The sequence below is a fragment of the Sphingomonas sp. genome, assembly GCF_036387535.1.
In the GTDB taxonomy this organism is placed as follows: Bacteria; Pseudomonadota; Alphaproteobacteria; order Sphingomonadales; family Sphingomonadaceae; genus Sphingomonas_R.
Genome location: NZ_DASVTO010000154.1, coordinates 1 through 14,325 on the forward strand (window position 1 = coordinate 1; position 14,325 = coordinate 14,325).

Genomic DNA, 14,325 nt, shown 5'->3' on the forward strand with positions numbered 1-14,325 from the left:
CGGTATCCTCGCGGTATTCGGTTATTCGATCAACACTTTGACATTGTTCGGGTTGGTGCTCTCGATCGGCCTGCTGGTCGACGATGCGATCGTGGTGGTCGAAAATGTCGAGCGCGTGATGGAGGAGGAACCGGGCATCAGTCCGCACGATGCCACCGTCAAATCGATGTCCGAAATCCAGACCGCGCTCATCGCGATCGCGCTGGTGCTGTCGGCGGTGTTCCTGCCGATGGCGTTCTTCGGCGGCTCGACCGGCGTGATCTACCGGCAATTCTCGATCACGATCGTCTCCTCGATGATCCTGTCCGTGGTGGTGGCACTGGTGCTGACCCCCGCCCTGACCGCCAGTCTGCTGAAGCCGCCCGTGCACGACCATGATGGTGCACCGCCGCGCAACCGCGTTGCCGCCTGGTTCGCGCGGGGCAGTGACTGGTTCAACGATCGCTTCGAACGCGGCCAGCGTCGCTACGTGTCCGGCGTGCGCCACGTCCTCGGACGGGCGGTGCCCTGGCTGATCGGTTACGCCGTGATCGTCGCGGTGCTGGCGCTCGTCTTCTTCCGGCTTCCGACCAGCTTCTTGCCGACCGAGGATCAGGGGATTGCGCAGATCCAGTACACGCTTCCCCCCGGCGCAACCCAGGCGCGAACGATCGCGGCCGCCAAGCAGATCGAGAATTACTTTCTCGGCCCGCAAAGCGGGAACGTCGCCGCGGTCTATACGGTGTCGGGTCAGAGCCAGGGCGGATCCGGCCAAAATGCCGGTCAGGGCTTTATCGCGCTCGCGCCTTGGGATCAGCGCAAGGGCGTGGAGAATAACTCCACCTCGATCACGCAGAACGCCACCCGCGCCCTCAGCACGTTGCGCGACGTCCAGTTCTTCGCGCTCAATCCGCCCACGGTGCGCGGGCTTGGCCAGTCGAACGGTTTCACCCTGGAACTGCTCAACAGCGGCGGCTTGTCGCGGCAAGAGTTCAAGGCGCGCCGGGATCAGTTGCTCGCCGCTGCGCAGTCTGACACGTCGCTGTCCGCCGTCCGCCTGAACGGGCTGGAGGACACGCCGACGCTCACAGTCAATGTCGATCAGGAAAAGGTCGGCGCTCTCGGCATCAGCCAGGCCAGCGTCGATGCCACGCTGTCCGCGGCGTGGGGCGGAAATTATGTCAACGATTTCGTTGATCGGGGCCGCGTCAAGCGCGTCTATGTGCAGGGCGACGCCCCGTACCGCTCGCGGCCGGAGGATCTGGACAGCTGGTTCGTCCGCACGGACAGCGGACAGATGGCGCCCTTCTCCGCCTTCGCGACCACTGCCTGGGGTCAGGCGCCGGCCACGCTCACGCGTTTCAGCGGCCTCCCTTCCTATGAGATCCAGGGCCAGGCCGCACCCGGCAACAGTTCGGGCGATGCCATGAACCGGATGATGGAACTTGCCTCCAAACTGCCGGGCACGTCGGTCGCTTGGAGCGGACTGTCGTTCCAGGAACAGCTGTCCGGCGGGCAGGCGCCGTTGCTGTACGGCCTGTCGCTGCTCGTCGTCTTCCTGTGCCTTGCGGCATTGTACGAAAGCTGGTCGATCCCGTTTTCGGTCATGCTCGTCATTCCGCTGGGCCTCATCGGCGCGGTGCTGGCGGTGGCGCTGCGCGGGCTCTCGAACGACGTCTATCTCCAGGTCGGACTGCTCACCACCATGGGCCTGTCCGCCAAGAACGCGATCCTGATCGTCGAGTTTGCGGAACAGGCCGAACGAGGTGGCAAATCGCCCTATGACGCGGTGATCGAAGCCGCCCGACTCCGCCTCCGCCCGATCCTGATGACCAGTTTGGCGTTCATCTTCGGCGTGCTGCCGCTCGCCATTTCCACCGGCGCCGGTGCGCAGAGCCGGATCGCGATCGGCACCGCCGTGATCGGCGGCATGCTGACCGCCACCGTGCTCGCCATCTTCTTCGTACCGCTGTTCTTCGTGCTGGTCCGCCGCCTGTTCCGGCGCGGTCATCTTGCCGACCACCGCCCCGATCCGCAGCCGGAGGGCGCACCCGCATGATCCGTATCGTCTCCGCCGTCTCGCTCGCTGCGCTGCTTCTGGCCGGATGCAGCCTTGAACCCCGCTATGAACGCACGCCGGCACCGGTCACCGTCGGCTGGCCGGTCGGCGATGCCTATCTGCGCCGGAGCGAAGCGACGCTGCCGACGCTCTCCTACCGCGACATCTTCCGTGATCCGCGGCTGCAGACCATCATCGGCCAGGCGCTGGCCAACAACCGCGATCTGCGGATTGCCGCGGCAAATGTCGCGTCGGCGCGCGCACTCTACCGCGTGGAACGATCATCGCTCCTGCCCCAGATCGCCGCGACCGGACGGGCGCAGCTTGGCGACAACGGCACCAGCGGCATCAGCAATAATCTTGGCAATGGCACGGTCGGAAACGGAAACGGCGGCGTGGGAACCGGGACCGGCGTTGGAACCGGGACTGGCGTGGTCACCACCGGCAGCAATGGCGGCTTCACCGATCAATATTCCATCAACGCCGGCATCAGCGCGTTTGAAATCGACCTGTTCGGCCGGATCCGCTCGCTCAGCCGTGCCGCGCTCGCCACCTATTTCGGTACGGAGGCCGGCGCCCGCGCCAGCCGCCTGACCTTGGTTGGCGAGGTCGCCAGCGCCTATCTCACCTACGCTTCGGACCGCAGCCTGCTCGCGATCGCGCAGGCAACCGAAGCGAGCGCGGCGCGCTCCGTGGCGCTCACCCGTGCCCGGCTGCAGGGCGGCATCGCCCCGCGCACCGATCTCCGCCAGGCGGAAACCGTGCTGTTCACCGCGCGCGCCGATACCGCATCGATCACCACGGCTCTGGCGCAGGATGTCAACGCGTTGACGCTGCTGGTCGGTGCGCCGGTCGATCCCGCCCTGCTGCCTGCTTCGATCGAACGTGTCGACGGACTGTTGGGCGAAGTTCCCGCCGGTCTCAATTCCGACATCCTGCTTCGTCGCCCGGACGTGGTGCAGTCCGAATTCACGTTGCGGTCCGCGAACGCCCGAATCGGCGCGGCGCGCGCGGCCTTCTTCCCGACCATCAGCCTGACCAGCCTTGCCGGGTTGGCCAGCGGAGCGCTGTCCTCGCTCTTCTCCGGCGGCGCCTTCAACTGGAGCGTGTCACCGACCGTGTCGCTCCCGATCTTCGACGGCGGCGCCAATCGCGGTAATCTCGCTTATGCCCGCGCCCAACAGCAACTGGCGCTGGCCACCTACGAACAGACGATCCAGACCGCGTTTCAGGAGGTGTCGGACGCGCTTGCCCGCCGCGGCACGATCGATCGCGAACTCGCCGCGCGGCGGGATCTTACCAATGCGGCGCAGGACAATTATTTTCTCGCGGAGCGCGCCTATCGGGGCGGAATCGGGGCTTTTCTCGATACGCTGGATGCACAGCGCACGCTGTACAGCGCGCAACAGCAGCTGGTGACCACCCGCCTCACGCGCGCGACCAACCTGGTGACCCTCTACCGTGTGCTTGGCGGGGATGCGCTGATCGCGGGTGACCCCGCCGCGGCGCCGTCGCTGCGCTCGCCGGAGGATGCCGCAGCCGCGACACGCTGATCCGCCGCCCACTGCCACCAGCGCCGTTCCTGGCGCTCCAGCAATTCGTGCCGGATCTTGATGCTCTTCATCGACAGATGCACCTCGAACAGGAACATCGTGAGACCGCCGATCAGCATCATCATGGCGATGGCGAAGATGATCGCCATCGTCCGTGAAAACCCGATCCCGATCAGCCGCGCCAGGAACAGTCCGGCCACGACGCCGCAGATCAGGGCGGCACTGGCGGTACAGAGCGAAATTGCGATGCTCACCACCCGCATCCGACGATCGAGCAGGCGCAGCTCCCAGACTTGCCGTGCATGATCGGCGTGCCCCGGCGGCGTGAACCGCATCTCCAGCGCGCGGGCGCGATCGACGACCCGCGCCAGCCGCCCCACCATCACGTTCAGGAAAGCACCGATCCCGGTCAACAGGAACACAGGCGCCGTCGCCATCTGGATGGTATGCGCAAGCTCCGCGGCGGCGTTGGGTTCGATCATGAATAGTCGATGACGGCAGCGACGATGCGGCGTCAAGGGAAATGGCGGCATCAGCAGACCGCCATCGCCGTCATCCCGGCAAATCAGGCGAGCAGGACAACCGCGGTGATCAGCGACGTCCACAGCGCGAGCGATAATCCGGTTACCGTCACCAGCCCAAGCAAAAGGCTGTCGTGGTTGCTTGGCCGATCGGAATCGGAGTCGTCGCGGGAAAAAGTGATCTTGTTCATGACATCCTCAAGGAAGCCCTCTCTGTGGCTTCTCTTGATAACCATAAATCATGGATGTTCGCTAAGATCAATGGGCGCCAAGGAGAATCTTTGATCGTGGCGGGCGCGAACGGGTACCGGAAAATCCGACCCGGCATTCTCCTGAATGCCGGGTCGCAGGGTCATGCTAGGGAGCATGATCCAAGCTAACTCTTCTTGCAGGGTAGACAAGATAGAGTCGCTTGTCGGTGCGATAGGATGTGTCGCGGCTGCGGCGTGATTGCGGGCGATCCGCCGCTCGGCTAACGCCGCGGATCGGACCGGGATCAAGGGTGCCTGCATGCCAAATCTTCTGCGTGGGATGGCCACGGTTCTGATGTGCGCGGCGGTTCCGCTCGGTGCACAGACACCGGGCCCTGTCGCCGTCAACCCGGCCGGCGATACCGCCTGGCTCTACCGTGGCAGCGACATTCCTCAGGACCCGGCATGGCGGTTCGGCACGCTTTCCAACGGCTTGCGCTATGCACTGCGCCGCAATGCGCTGCCGGCCGGAACCTTGTCGATCCGTGTGCGGATCGGTGCCGGCGGGCTGGAGGAACGGCCCGACGAACAGGGCTATGCGCATTTTCTCGAACATATGCTGTTCCGCGGTACGGCGGCTGTTCCCGATGGCGAGGCGATCCGCGTATGGCAACGGCTTGGCGCCAGCTTCGGCGCGGACACCAACGCGTTCACCTCGCTGACCGCCACCACCTATGTCCTCGATCTGCCGCGCACCGACACGGCATCGGTCGATACCGCGCTGTCGGTGCTGTCGGGCATGATGCGCCAGGCAACGCTGGGCGGACCGGCGGTGGACATCGAACGCAAGGTGGTCATCGCAGAACGCGACCTCCGGCTCCCACCCCTTGCCCGCCGGCTGCAGGATCTCACCAAACCCCTGTTGTTCAGCGGCACGCGCGCCGCCACCAGTGAGGTGACCGGCACCGAACAGACCCTGTCCGCCGCTACGCCCGATCGCCTGCGTGCCTTCTACGATCGCTGGTATCGCCCGGACAATGCTGTGCTGACCATCGTCGGCGATATCGATGTCGCGCAGATGGAGGTACTGGCCCGTCGCCATTTCGGCGGCTGGACGGGTCGCGGGCCGGCGCCCCGGCCGATCGCCTATGGCACGCCGGTGGTACCCGCGATCACCAGCGCGGTGCTGTCCGATCCTCAGGCGTCGAACGGGCTCGCGCTGTTTTGGGTGCGTGCGCATGACGATCGCCCCTGGACGAAAGACCGCCAGGCCGTCGCCTATGTCCGTGAACTCGCGTTGCGGATCATCAACCGCCGCCTGACGCGGAAAGCGCGCGCCGGCGCCGGCTTCGTCGCGGCCGGCGCCAGCCAGTCGGAAGGACGTCACGGCGTCGACCTGGTCCAGATCGGCGCCACCACCCGAACCGGACAGGCGCAGCAGGCGCTGAACGATCTGTACGGCGTGCTCGCCGATATCGATGCCACACCGCCGACCGCGGCAGAGATCGCCCGCGAAGCCGCCGACATAGACGAACTGTTCCGCGCGCGTGTCGCGGGGGAAACGACCGCGACGTCGCCCGCCCTCGCCAATCTCCTGATCCAGTCGGTGGACGAAGGCGACGTCGTCGCAACGGCAACCACCTATGCGACGATCTTCGCCGCGTCGAAGGCGATGCTGGCTCCGGACAAGGTCGGTGCGGTCATGCGCAGCCTGATCAGCGGCCCGCCCCGGGCGCTGCTGACATCGCCGGCGCCGGTTCCCGGCGGTCAGCCGGGTTTCGCCAGGACGCTGGTCGCCGCCCGCGCGATCAAGGCGGCGGCACGATCGACCGACCGCGACGTCAGCTTCGCCGATCTGGCGCCGCCGGCCGCACCGGGTCGCATCGTGTCGCGCACGCAGATCGCCGACTATGACGCGACCCGGATACGTTTCGCCAACGGCGTCGATCTTGTCGTCAAACGCACGCCGTTCGACAAGGATCGGGTTGCCGTCGTCACGCTGGTCGGCAACGGGATGGCCGCGCTCGATCCCGCCCGCCCCGCGCCCTTATGGTCGCTCGGCGCCGTCGCCGAAGGCGGCATCGGCCCGTTCGACGCCGATGCGCTGGAACGGCTGATGGCCGGCCGGCGCCTCGGCATCGCGCTGTCGCTGGGCGAACGCGAAATCCGGTATAGCGGCTTCACCAATCAACGGGATCTGGCCGACGAACTCCGCCTGCTCGGCGCGGCGGTCGCCGAACCGCGGTTCGATCCGAGCAGCCTGGGCCGGCTCAAGGACGCGGCCGTCCAGAATTACGACACCAGCCTCGCCACGCCCGGCGGTGCTGCCGGCACCATGATTACGGAGATCCTGCACGGCGGGGACAAGCGCTATGCCTACCCCGCGCGCGACGCCATTGCCGCGCTGACCCTTGATGCGTTTCGCGGCTTCTGGACGCCGCTGCTGGCGCCGGGCATTCGCCGGGTCGTGATCCTGGGTGACGTCGATGTCGAAGCCGCGATCCGCGCCGCCGCCGCGACTGTCGGTGCCACCCCCGCCCGTCCGCAACAGGCCGTCGCACCCGACCGACTGGACTCCCACCCGTTCACGCCCGCCGCGACGCCCGTCATCATCCGCCACCGCGGCGATCCGGCGCAGGCCATCGCGGTCGTGGCCTGGCCCACGACCGGTGGGCTGGCCGATCTGGATCAAACCCGCGCGCTCAGGGTGGCCGCCGATATCGTCCAGGCGCGGCTGTTCGACCGATTCCGCGAAGCCGAAGGCGGCGGCTACGCCCCCAATGTCGCCAGCGCGGCATCGCTGACGCAACCCTCGTTCGGCCTCTTCTCCGCCAGCAGCCAGCTGCGTCGCGACCGCATTCCCGATTTCGAACGCGCCGTCCGGGAAATCCAGGCCGATCTCGCCACCAACGGTCCCACCGCCGACGAAGTCGCGCGGGTGGTCACCCCGATCGTCAGCGGCAACGAACGCGCGCTGCGTACCAATGGCTATTGGCAGGGCGTGTTGATCGGCGACCTGGACGATCCCCGTCTGCACCGCGTCCATGCGACCATCGTGGCGGGCTACCGCGGCGTCACGCCGGCGGCGGTCAAGGCCGCGATGATGACATGGATCGCCGGCAAACCGTCACTCCGCATCCAGGTGCTCGGCCCGGGGAAACCCTGACCGCCGGGCTGCGTCAGTCGCGGTAGCTCGGGTCGCGCCGGTCCAGCTTGCGCAGCAGCGCCGGCCACGCCATCAGGTCGGCCAGCATCTTCATGCCGGGTCCGCTCGACTGCCCCTGCACCTTTTCCGGCGTGCCCTGCGGCGGTGCGCTCAGCGCGTTGCGCCCGGCCGACAACATGTGCACCTGCGCCTCGCACGCGCGTTCCAGGAAATACATCCGCAGAAACGCCTGCCCCACCGTCTCGCCCACGGTCAGCGTACCGTGGTTGCGCAGCAGCATCGCATTCTTCGATCCCAGATCGGCAACCAGCCGGTCGCGCTCCTCCAGTTCGGTCGCGATCCCTTCATAGTCGTGATAGGCGACGTCATGCCGTGCAATCATCGCGGTCTGGGTATGCGGCAACAGCCCTTCGTCCATCGCAGACACCGCCTGTCCATAAGAGGTATGCAGGTGCAGCACCGCCATCGCATCGTCCCGCCCCATGTGGATGGCACTGTGGATCACGAACCCCGCTGCATTGACCATATAGGGCGTCTCCATGACCGGCCGCCCGTTCGTGTCGATCTTCACCAGCGATGACGCGGTGATTTCCTCGAACATCATCTGATACGGGTTGATCAGGAAATGATGTTCCGGACCCGGCACCCGCGCGGACAGATGCGTGAAGATCAGGTCGTCCCAACCATAGAGCGCCACCAGCCGATAGGCCGCGGCCAGATCGACCCGCGCCTGCCATTCCTCGGGTGAAACCTGGTCTCGCACATTGCTGCTGTTCAGGGCCACACTCGCCATCACGCACATCCTCTTCGACTATTTTGCGGCAAGCCTAAACCGCCCAACGTCCCCGCGCCAGTCGCTGAAAATGACCCGCAGGCCCCCGACGGACACGGGCGCCTGCGGACGTAGCGGCAATCTTCGAGATATTTTTACGGCCATCATCATGGCCCATCGCGGCATGCCGATCACCGCTGCGTGCGTGCCCGGTTCAGGCGGGTGCGACTCCGTCGACGTCGACCAGTCCCTCCGCCACCATCAGGCCCTGCACCCGCACGCGTTTCTCGATCCGGTCGACCGGTACACGGTGCAGATCCAGCCGCCAGACTCCGCCGGCGTCGCGGCGCAGCGCGAACCCGCCGCCATCGCGGATCAACGTGCCCGTCTCGTCGACCGGACTCCCGATCGCGACCATCCTGGCTCAGCGCTCCCGCTTCACCACGAACGGCCCCGCACCCTGCACCACCGGCATCAACTCGATCCGGTTGACGTTCACATGCCGCGGCAGGCCAACGATCCAGAGCACCGCTTCCGCGACATCCTCCGCCGTCATCGGCGTGGTGTCGGCATAGGGCGCCGCTGCCTTGTCCGCATCGCCGCCAAACCGGATTATGCTGAATTCCGTCCCGCCGACCAGTCCGGGTTGCACGTCACTCACCCGCACGCCGGTGCCCGCCACATCGGTCTTCAAGCCCAGTGTGAACTGCTGCACGAACGCTTTGGTCGCGCCATAGACGTTGCCACCCGGATAGGGATAGTTGGCGGCCACACTGCCCAGATTAACGATATCACCCCGCTCGCGCGCGACCATGCCGGGCAGGATCGCGTGCGTCATCCGCATCAGGCCCAACACGTTGGTGGCGACCATCTGCTCCCATTGGCCCAGGTCGCTGTCCTGCGCGGGTGTCGTGCCCAGCGCGAGCCCGGCGTTGTTGACCAGGATGTCGATCGCCCGCCATGCCTCGGGCAGCACGCGCGGCAAGCCCGCCACCGCCGCGGCATCCGTCACGTCCAGCGTCCAGGGCAGCACGGATTCCGATCCCAAATCGTGCTGCAACGCCTCCAACCGTTCGGTCCGTCGCCCGGTGGCGATCACCCGATAGCCGGCCGCAACCAGCCGCCGCGCAATCTCGCGCCCGAACCCGGCGGTCGCCCCCGTCACCAACGCCGTCCTGCCCATCGCCCCGCGTCCTTCCATTCGCCGATCCAACCCGCCTAGCGCGCCAACGCGGTCAGCGTTCCCGGGGTCAGCACCTGCGGCAGCACGCGCAGCGCTCCCCCGCTTTTGCCGGAAAACAGGTAGAGCGGTACCCCCGACCGGCCATGTTCGCCCAGGAAGCGGGAAATCTCCGCATCGCCGTTGGTCCAGTCGCCTACCATCGTCACGATACCCGCCTTCGCAAACGCGTCGCGGACTTCCGCCCGCTCGATCGCGCCCTTTTCATTGACCTTGCACGTCAGGCACCAGTCGGCGGTGAAATACAGGAACACCGGCGTTCCCGCGGCCTGATATGCGGCCAATTTGACGCGGTCGAACGGCACGCCCGTTGACGCGGTGCTGGTGGCGGTGGCACCCACGGCATCCACGGAGCGCGGCACGATCACGACCAGCGCCAGCGCTGCTGCCGTCGCCGGCACCAGCGGCCACCAGGCGCGCGTTTGCCCGCCCGCCTGCCGCACCCCGACCCACCACAGCCCGATCGTCAGCAGCATCGCCGCGAACAGCCCCAGTGTCATCCCGTCGACCCCCGCCTGCCGTCCCAGGATCCACGCCAGCCCCAGTGCAGTCGCGAACATCGGCAGCGCCAGCACGCGGCGCAGCACATCCATCCATGCGCCCGGTCGCGGCAACACCGCCCGCAACCGTGGAATATAGCCCAGCAGCAGGAACGGCACCGCCATCCCCAGTCCCAGTCCGGCGAACACCGCCAGCGCCGCCAGCGTGGGCAGGACCAGCGCCGCGCCCAACGCCGCACCCATGAACGGACCGGTACAGGGCGTCGCAATGAACGCCGCCAGCGCACCGGTCCAGAATGCGCCGCCCACGCCGCGCTTCGCCGCCAGCGCACCGCCGCCGGAAATCGCCGGCAACTCGAACAGCCCCGCCAGGTTGAACCCGATCGCCGCCGTCAGCAGCATCAGCAACAGGATGATGCGCGGGTCCTGCAACTGGAACGCCCAGCCTGCCGCGCTGCCGCCCGCCCGCAAGGTCAGCAACACGGCACCCAATGCGACGCAGACCAGGATCACACCCGCGGCATAGGCCAGCGCCTCGTGCCGCACGGTGCGCTCATCGTGACCGCCCCGCGCCAGGCTCAGCGCCTTCAGGCTCAAAATCGGGAAGACGCACGGCATCACGTTCAGCAGCAATCCGCCCAGCATCGCGCCGCCCAGCGCCGCCAGCACGGTGCCAAGCCCCGCGCTTCCCGCCTGATCCGTCGCATCGTCTGCGGCGCCGATTGCCACGCCTGCGGCAGGCACCGACCCGGGCACGGCGGTCAGCGTCAGCCCGACGCCTCGCGCGATCCGCAATACGCCGGTCACCACGGCCGGCGCCGCGCCCTTGGCCACAGTCTCGACGATCAGCGCATCACCCTGCCGCGACACGCGCTGCGGGGCGGCATAGTCGATCACGCGGTCGGTCAGCGGGAAGAAATAGGGATCGGCGACCCGCACCGAAGCCGGCATCGGCACCGCCATCCGATAGCGTCCGCCCGACACCGCAAACCGCGCCCGCCCGCCAAGCGGCTTCGGCAGGGCCGCGCGATATCCGTCGAACACCCGTCGCGCCGCTGGGGTCACGGCACCGTCGCCCACCGTCAGCACGGTCGACAGGTCCGCGCGTTCCGGGACGCAGATTTCGCGGGTGCACGCCAGATAATCGATCCGCACCCGGATCGGCAGCGTCGTGCCCTTCGCCAATCCTGCCGGGATGGTCAGTGTCAGCGGCTGTGCATACCGGCCTTCATAGACGAAGTTCATCAGTCCCGCGACGATCAGCGTCTGCGGCACCGGATAGCCGATCGGTCCCGCCGTCACGCCACGCGGCAATGTCCACGTCGCCCGCGTCTCGACGCCCGCATCGCCCGGATTCTTCCAATAGCCGTGCCAGCCCGCGTCCGGCGTCATGACGAACGCCAGCGTGGTCGTCGCTCCGCTTCTGGGTACCGCGCTCTCCGCGACCAGTTGCGCACGGATGTGCGGCACGCCGCGCCCGCCCGGTTGCGCGGTGGCGGGCGCCGCAATCACATGCATCAGCAGGCCGATGGCCAACAGTGTCACGATACGGAAACAGGACGCGATCATCGACACTCCCAACATGCTGGTGATGGGCTATAGCATGGCCGACCGCGCTGTGGAGAATGTCCTTGTCCCGATCGTTCCGTGCCCTTGCCGCCGTCGTCCTGCTCGCCACCCCGCTGACCGCCATCGCGCAGCCGACGCCCCCAAAGCTGCTCGTTACCATCTCGATCGATCAGTTCTCCGCCGATCTGTTCGCGGAATATCGCCCGCTCTACACCGCCGGTCTGAAGCGTCTGGAACAGGGCGCGGTCTTCCCGTCGGGCTACCAAAGCCACGCCGCAACCGAAACGTGCCCCGGGCACAGCACGATCCTGACCGGCGCGCACCCGTCGCGAACCGGGATCATTGCCAACAACTGGTATGATCTGTCGCTGCCGCGCGCGGACAAGAAAGTCTATTGCACCGAAGACCCCACCGTCCCCGGCAGCAGCTCCGACAGCTACACCGTCTCCCCGCAATTTCTGAAGGTGCCGACGCTGGGCGACAGGATGAAGGCCGCCAATCCGCAAAGCCGCGTCGTCTCGGTCGCCGGCAAGGACCGTGCCGCGGTGATGATGGGCGGCCATGCCATCGACCAGGCCTGGTATTGGGGCGGCAAGAGCTTCGTCACCCTGCCCGGCCGCACGGCGCCGGCTCCGGCAGCCGTCGCCCGCGTCAATGCCGATGTCGCGGCGGTTCTCGCGCGTCCCGGCCGCGCCGTGCTGCCGGCCGCCTGCACTACACGGGCGGCCGCCGTGCATGTCGGCACGCGCGACGTCGGCACGCTGATCGCGCGCAAGGCGGCTGACGTCGGCGGCTTCCGCACCGCACTCGATTTCGATCGGGAGGTGACCGATCTGGCGGTGGCGCTCATCAAGGATCTGAAACTGGGTCAGGGCGATGCCCCCGACGCGCTGTCGATCGGCCTGTCCGCCACCGATGCCGTCGGTCATGCTTATGGTACCGAAGGCGCGGAGATGTGCGCGCAGGTGCTGGGCGTGGATGCCAATGTCGGCCGCATCCTCGCCGCGCTGGATGCCAGCAAGGTGCCTTACGCCGTCGTCCTGACCGCCGATCACGGCGGCCATGACCTGCCCGAACGCAACGCCGCCCGCGGCATCGCCGATGCGCAGCGCGTCGATCCCGCGCTGTCTCCCGCAGCCGTGGGTCAGGCGCTTGCGGCCGAATTCAAGCTGACCGGCCCGGTCCTCTACGGAGATGGTCCGTTCGGCGACATCTATCTGTCGCGCGATATTCCCGCCGATATCCGCCCCCGCGTGCTGGAAGCGGCGCGTGCCCGCTATCTCGCCCATCCACAGGTCGCCGGCGTGTTCACGGCAGCCGAACTGCGGCGGATGCCCAGCCCGCGCCCGCCGGTGGAGGAATGGTCGCTTGCCGAACGCTTCCGCGCCAGCTTCGACCCGGAACGCTCGGGCGATCTGCTCGTCGCGCTCAAGCCGCACGTCACGCCGATCGCCGATCCGAAGGGCAGCGTCGCGACCCATGGCTCACCCTGGATCTACGATCGCCGTGTGCCAATGCTGTTCTACCGCCCCGGCACCACGGGGTTCGAACAGCCGCTTTCGGTGGAAACTGTCGACATTCTGCCGACCCTGGCCGCCCTCATCGCGCTTCCGGTGCCCGCCGCCGAAATCGACGGCCGCTGTCTGGATCTCGATCCCGGCCCCGTGGATACCTGCGCGGCGCGATGATCGCGAGTTGGCGCCCCGGCGGAGGCCGTGGCCCGGGCGCTTCCGCCAATCCGGCGTTTCAGGCATGGCACCTGCGTTCCTGGATTCCGGATTACGTCCGGGATGCCATGTTCGGGAATGTCAGTTCCGCGAATCCATCGCCGTTATCCTGGGTCCAAGCTGGTTGCGCCCGATCTTCAACGGCTCATGCGCGAAATCCGCGACGAAAGTCGACGACCACGTCACCCCCGGCGCCAGCGATGCGCGGTTGCCGTCGATCACCAGCCCAGTCGAGGGGTTGGCGCGTGCCTCGGGCGCAACCGTGATGAAAGCGCTGTGGTTTTCCTTGTCCTTGCCCTGGACGAATTCATTGCCCGTGATCCGCCCGGTGGCGCCGTTGGACAGGTCGATCATGTAATTGGTGCCACGCCCCTGCGTGTCGTCGAAACTGCTGTCGACGATCGCTACGCGCCGCGCCCGGGTCTTGACATAATGGCCGCCACGTCCGCGTTCGAACCGGCTGTTCGCCACGTCCAGCATGCCGGAACTGCCGATATACAGCCCATGCGCACAGCCTCCGGCTCCCTCGCATGTCCCCAGTCCGGAAAAGGTCGACCGGCGGATCGTCACCACCTGCGCCGGATCGTCGACGGTCAGGATACCCTGCTCGCTGTCCCGGAACGCGCTGTTCGTGACGGTCAGGTTCCCTTTCTCCAGCCGGATGCCGGCGCCGTTGCGGTCGGGCACGCCGATGTTGCGAAACACCAGCCCGTCGACGGCCGCATCACGCCCGCGCAGCACCAGCGTCGCCTTGCCCTCGCACGTCCCGCCGTCGAAGATCGCGGTTCCCGATATCGCCGCCGCAAACGCCACCCGGCCGCCACTGACCACCGCGCAATCCTTGAACGTGCCGGCCGCGATCCGGATCGTCCCGTCGCCTGCCCCGATCGCGTCGACCGCATCCTGCAACCGGTAGAAACTCTGCCCGTTTCCCGTCACGGTGAAGGGGCCAGCCCCCTGTGCGACAGCAGTGGCGGACAATAGGGCGGCAGCAAGGATCAGCTTTTTCATGGCGCGGACAATGCCCGCGTACGCACAGAAGTCGAGC

The 14,325-nt window shown here is 67.2% G+C and carries 11 protein-coding genes; 4 read left to right on the plus strand and 7 right to left on the minus strand.

Annotated features, from left to right (window positions below):
• Both VF649_RS14085 and VF649_RS14090 read left to right on the plus strand, forming a co-directional pair.
• The coding region (locus VF649_RS14085; protein WP_331012592.1) for an efflux RND transporter permease subunit at positions 1–2,038 on the plus strand (2,038 nt) is incomplete at its 5' end.
• Positions 2,035–3,591 (plus strand): efflux transporter outer membrane subunit, encoded by a 1,557-nt coding sequence (locus VF649_RS14090; protein ID WP_331012593.1) that lies wholly within the window; start codon positions 2,035–2,037, stop codon positions 3,589–3,591. The genes VF649_RS14085 and VF649_RS14090, both read left to right, overlap by 4 nt.
• On the opposite strand, the gene VF649_RS14095 is transcribed toward VF649_RS14090, so the two are convergent.
• Entirely contained in the window at positions 3,495–4,073 is a 579-nt protein-coding gene (locus VF649_RS14095; RefSeq protein ID WP_331012594.1) for a DUF2721 domain-containing protein, read from the minus strand. The two genes, VF649_RS14090 and VF649_RS14095, sit on opposite strands and share 97 nt — an antisense overlap.
• Before the next feature lie 83 nt (positions 4,074–4,156).
• Positions 4,157–4,303 (minus strand): hypothetical protein, encoded by a 147-nt coding sequence (locus tag VF649_RS14100; protein WP_331012595.1) that lies wholly within the window; start codon positions 4,301–4,303, stop codon positions 4,157–4,159.
• Between the two features lie 319 nt (positions 4,304–4,622).
• Between VF649_RS14100 and VF649_RS14105 the strand changes: the two genes are divergently transcribed.
• On the plus strand, positions 4,623–7,469 hold the full coding sequence (locus tag VF649_RS14105; protein ID WP_331012596.1) for an insulinase family protein: 2,847 nt from the start codon (positions 4,623–4,625) through the stop codon (positions 7,467–7,469).
• A gap of 13 nt (positions 7,470–7,482) precedes the next feature.
• On the opposite strand, the gene VF649_RS14110 is transcribed toward VF649_RS14105, so the two are convergent.
• The 4 genes from VF649_RS14110 to VF649_RS14125 all read right to left on the minus strand — a co-directional run bounded on the left by VF649_RS14110 (position 7,483) and on the right by VF649_RS14125 (position 11,550).
• Positions 7,483–8,262 (minus strand): class II aldolase/adducin family protein, encoded by a 780-nt coding sequence (locus VF649_RS14110; protein WP_331012597.1) that lies wholly within the window; start codon positions 8,260–8,262, stop codon positions 7,483–7,485.
• A 193-nt stretch (positions 8,263–8,455) separates the two neighbouring features.
• On the minus strand, positions 8,456–8,659 hold the full coding sequence (locus VF649_RS14115) for a DUF5818 domain-containing protein (RefSeq protein WP_331012598.1): 204 nt from the start codon (positions 8,657–8,659) through the stop codon (positions 8,456–8,458).
• Positions 8,660–8,665: 6 nt separating this feature from the next.
• Entirely contained in the window at positions 8,666–9,424 is a 759-nt protein-coding gene (locus VF649_RS14120; RefSeq protein ID WP_331012599.1) for an SDR family NAD(P)-dependent oxidoreductase, read from the minus strand.
• 35 nt (positions 9,425–9,459) lie between these two features.
• The gene (locus tag VF649_RS14125) at positions 9,460–11,550 is read right to left on the minus strand and encodes a protein-disulfide reductase DsbD family protein (RefSeq protein ID WP_331012600.1); all 2,091 of its coding nucleotides are present in this window, start codon (positions 11,548–11,550) and stop codon (positions 9,460–9,462) included.
• A gap of 56 nt (positions 11,551–11,606) precedes the next feature.
• Here VF649_RS14125 and VF649_RS14130 point away from each other — a divergent pair, with 56 nt between their 5' ends.
• The gene (locus VF649_RS14130; protein WP_331012601.1) at positions 11,607–13,238 is read left to right on the plus strand and encodes an alkaline phosphatase family protein; all 1,632 of its coding nucleotides are present in this window, start codon (positions 11,607–11,609) and stop codon (positions 13,236–13,238) included.
• A 120-nt stretch (positions 13,239–13,358) separates the two neighbouring features.
• On the opposite strand, the gene VF649_RS14135 is transcribed toward VF649_RS14130, so the two are convergent.
• Positions 13,359–14,288, minus strand: a complete 930-nt coding sequence (locus tag VF649_RS14135) for a right-handed parallel beta-helix repeat-containing protein (protein WP_331012602.1) — start codon at positions 14,286–14,288, stop codon at positions 13,359–13,361.
• Positions 14,289–14,325 lie beyond the last annotated feature (37 nt).

Coding starts and splice junctions, on each gene's coding strand:
- VF649_RS14090 (WP_331012593.1), top strand. CDS start 2,035: ATGATCCGTATCGTCTCCGCCGTCTCGCTCGCTGCGCTGCTTCTGGCC.
- VF649_RS14095 (WP_331012594.1), bottom strand. CDS start 4,073: ATGATCGAACCCAACGCCGCCGCGGAGCTTGCGCATACCATCCAGATG.
- VF649_RS14100 (WP_331012595.1), bottom strand. CDS start 4,303: ATGAACAAGATCACTTTTTCCCGCGACGACTCCGATTCCGATCGGCCA.
- VF649_RS14105 (WP_331012596.1), top strand. CDS start 4,623: ATGCCAAATCTTCTGCGTGGGATGGCCACGGTTCTGATGTGCGCGGCG.
- VF649_RS14110 (WP_331012597.1), bottom strand. CDS start 8,262: ATGGCGAGTGTGGCCCTGAACAGCAGCAATGTGCGAGACCAGGTTTCA.
- VF649_RS14115 (WP_331012598.1), bottom strand. CDS start 8,659: ATGGTCGCGATCGGGAGTCCGGTCGACGAGACGGGCACGTTGATCCGC.
- VF649_RS14120 (WP_331012599.1), bottom strand. CDS start 9,424: ATGGGCAGGACGGCGTTGGTGACGGGGGCGACCGCCGGGTTCGGGCGC.
- VF649_RS14125 (WP_331012600.1), bottom strand. CDS start 11,550: ATGATCGCGTCCTGTTTCCGTATCGTGACACTGTTGGCCATCGGCCTG.
- VF649_RS14130 (WP_331012601.1), top strand. CDS start 11,607: ATGTCCTTGTCCCGATCGTTCCGTGCCCTTGCCGCCGTCGTCCTGCTC.
- VF649_RS14135 (WP_331012602.1), bottom strand. CDS start 14,288: ATGAAAAAGCTGATCCTTGCTGCCGCCCTATTGTCCGCCACTGCTGTC.